The organism is Gammaproteobacteria bacterium, from assembly GCA_027296625.1.
Classification (GTDB): domain Bacteria; phylum Pseudomonadota; class Gammaproteobacteria; order JAKEHO01; family JAKEHO01; genus JAKEHO01.
On record JAPUIX010000057.1, the window covers coordinates 1 to 2,941 of the forward strand.

Annotated in this window: 3 protein-coding genes and 1 tRNA gene; all 4 read right to left on the reverse strand. The window is 55.9% G+C overall.

Annotated elements, in window-relative coordinates; all coding sequences use genetic code 11:
* A partial coding sequence (locus O6944_03225) for a transposase (protein MCZ6718152.1) occupies window positions 1-437 on the reverse strand: 437 nt, incomplete at its 3' end.
* Window positions 438-621: 184 nt separating this feature from the next.
* Window positions 622-697 (reverse strand) — tRNA-Thr (locus tag O6944_03230).
* Window positions 698-774: 77 nt separating this feature from the next.
* On the reverse strand, window positions 775-2,358 hold the full coding sequence (locus O6944_03235; protein MCZ6718153.1) for a Fic family protein: 1,584 nt from the start codon (window positions 2,356-2,358) through the stop codon (window positions 775-777).
* A 394-nt stretch (window positions 2,359-2,752) separates the two neighbouring features.
* A partial coding sequence (locus O6944_03240; GenBank protein MCZ6718154.1) for a hypothetical protein occupies window positions 2,753-2,941 on the reverse strand: 189 nt, incomplete at its 5' end.

The following is a 2,941-nucleotide window of genomic DNA, read 5'->3' on the forward strand; positions in this document are numbered from 1 at the left end:
GCATATACAGCATGCAGCTCATTGATCACTGTGGTCCTGGCCCTTCCCAGCATTGCCCGATGGGATAGAAGCTCCCGCATATAGCGTTCTCTGTCCCCAGGGATCCACACCATAGGAAGTAAGTCCGCCTTCAGTAACCTCGCCAGCATCAAAGCATCCACCTTGTCCGACTTCAACCGGGCTGAGGCTATGGCCTTGGTCTGCTTGGGATGAGACAGATAGACCTCGTGGCCTAATTCCCTGACCTTTTCCACGAACCACCACCATGTACTTGTAGCTTCGACTGCTATCTTGGTCCCGCTGGGCAATCTGCTTAAGACCTTCTCTACCGTATGGGGATCGTTCGAGAAACGAAACTGTGAGGGTGGCTTTCCTTTCCTCAACAGCCCCAGCTGTGTCACTTTCTTGTGTAGATCTGCTCCTGCAAAGTTCTCCATTGGATGATCTCCTTTCCTGCTACTGGACTTGTCGTATACAATACGACAAAAGTGGCGACGGAGACCATTCCGTTTATGGGATCAATTAAACGACGCTTTAATTGAGTCTCAATCGCATTTGTCTTTCGACGGGGTCAGGATTGAGTATTGACTTATCTCCCATTGACACGCTGATTTTGAAGAGTGGAGCCACCCGCCGGAGTCGAACCGGCGACCTACTGATTACGAATCAGTTGCTCTACCAACTGAGCTAGGGTGGCTCAAGGATAGAATTCAAGGAAGGTTAACCACTTGGTATCTTACCAAAGAGAGTCGCACCCCGACAAGCCTGCTCCAATCATCCGCGATTCTTAAAATTCCGAGCACCGGCCGCCGGCACCCTGGCCACTAACTTGCCGCGAAGCCCCTCATCGACAAGCTGTGCAAGGAACTCGGCAAACGGCGAAATGTTCTGCCGCACGCTTGCCTCTTCCAGAGCGGTCATGTATGCGTCCCGCCGTTCCAGCGGCACGACTGTCCAGGGGTATCCGCCTGCCCCCAGCATCACGTTCATGAGGAACCTGCCGATACGGCCATTGCCGTCCGTATAGGGGTGGATATAGACGAAAATGAAGTGACCGAGCACGACCCGAACTGACGGTTCGGCTTCCTCCGTCAGCATCTCGAAAAACACCGGCATGGCATCGCGCGCCGCCTCGCGGTTAGGCGGAACGTGCATCGAGCGCTGGATGAAGACAGGGCCGTTGCGGTAACCGGCAAGGTCGCCCGTCCGGAGCAATCCCGCGGTCACGTTCGGCGCGAACAGTTCCCGGTACCAGGCGCCGTGATCCTCATCAGCAACAGTTCCCGGATTCTCGCCGCGCAGCACCCTGCGCAGGCTCTTCTGCACTGCCTGATAGGCGAGCCAGTACCCACGCGTCGCGAGCGCATTGCGATCCTCACGGTTTTCCTTGTCTGCATCAGGGTTCCAGTCGCCGCCACGAACGCGCTCGATCAGCACCGGGCTAACTCGGTAGCCTTCGATTGACAGCGAGTGATAAGCGTCGGTGACATACACCTCCTGCACATGCCTGAGATACGCGTCGATGTCCTTCGGCCGTCTGGGCGGCGCGGGAAAATTTTCGATCACTGCTCCGCGCATCTGCTGCCACATGAGGCGGATGCGGCCCGCATAGGGTGACACCTCGCGCCGCGGCAGCGCAAGATCGAGCCTGCTTTTGAACGGGTCCTGTTCGCGCACCGTATAACCGGCCGCGCGCATGGTCTTCAGGATGTCATCGGCGATGCGGACGCGTCCGATGTTGCGGAACGCACCCGCAAGCCGTCCGGCGATTGTGCTGTGCCCACCCTCCAGAAGGCGATCCGCCACTTCCGAAGCATCGCGGATCGTCGCAAGCGATGCACGCGCGTCAGTGGGATTCCTCTCGAAGAAACCGGGCGAGCTGGCGATCAACGCCGCGGGTAGCGAGAACAGCCGCAGCCCGTCCTTCTCTTCGATATCCTTCTCTTCCGGTACGGTGGCACGAACATCGAACAACGAGGTACTATACGGCAGTGCCGTGGCCTTGTTGCCGCCCTTGGGAGAGCGCACCACAAGCTGGGACGGTATGGCCTGGTTCCCGGCATGCAGAACTAGAGAGTGCTCCGGTGATAGGCACCAGTCGCTGCCAAAGCGCTCCCGTAGATAGGCGGCGCAAAAAGCCCAGAAGGAAGCATACCAATCTGTGCTTTCGCCGGCAGCCTCGTGCGGGCGCACCGCTATGTACCAGCCCTTCATGACCTCTTGCAGGAAGCCGTTCTTGAGCAGCCTCTCCCTGTGCAACCGTTTGATGTCTATGGCCCGAATGGCGACAACACCCCGGTTCTGAAGCGCCCTGAGGGCATCAAGGGATTCGGCCAGTTTCTCGTGCGGCGCTGCCATGAACTTTGTCCTGCCATTAGGTTATGACGCTGCGCGCCAACTAGGTTTTCGCGTTGAGCCTTTGTTAGGTTATTATGTTGTATCATTTTTAGGTTATCGTGTCGAGATAAAACTAGGCTTTTGTGCAGGGGGTATGCGGACTTATCAAACCGGTGCTACCGGTTTCTATTATATAACCGAAGTCAGACCCGTGCGATGACGTATTCCCATGTGTAATGCAGGTCGTAAAGCCTGGCGCGACCCGACAAGCCTTATCCAAACACTTTTGTAACCAAGAGTGAACCGCCACTCCTGAGCTGTACAAGCGGCATCGTTTTGAATTGTTTCAAGGGGTAAGGTCCCTACCCATCGTAGGGAAGACGGCCGTGGACGATTCGCGACTGAACTCTTGATCTCAGTGAGGCAAATGCAACTTCCAGTTGTGTTTACGCATGAAAATTTTACCAAATTTTAAACCAACAATTAAAAGCACAACCAGGGGTAGCCAAAGGTAAAAATTTCTACTCAGAGGACTGGCCGACTTGTATTGCCAGCTGAGATCCCCCACAAAAGGAATCCACGACGCCATGGAGTCCAGCACCCC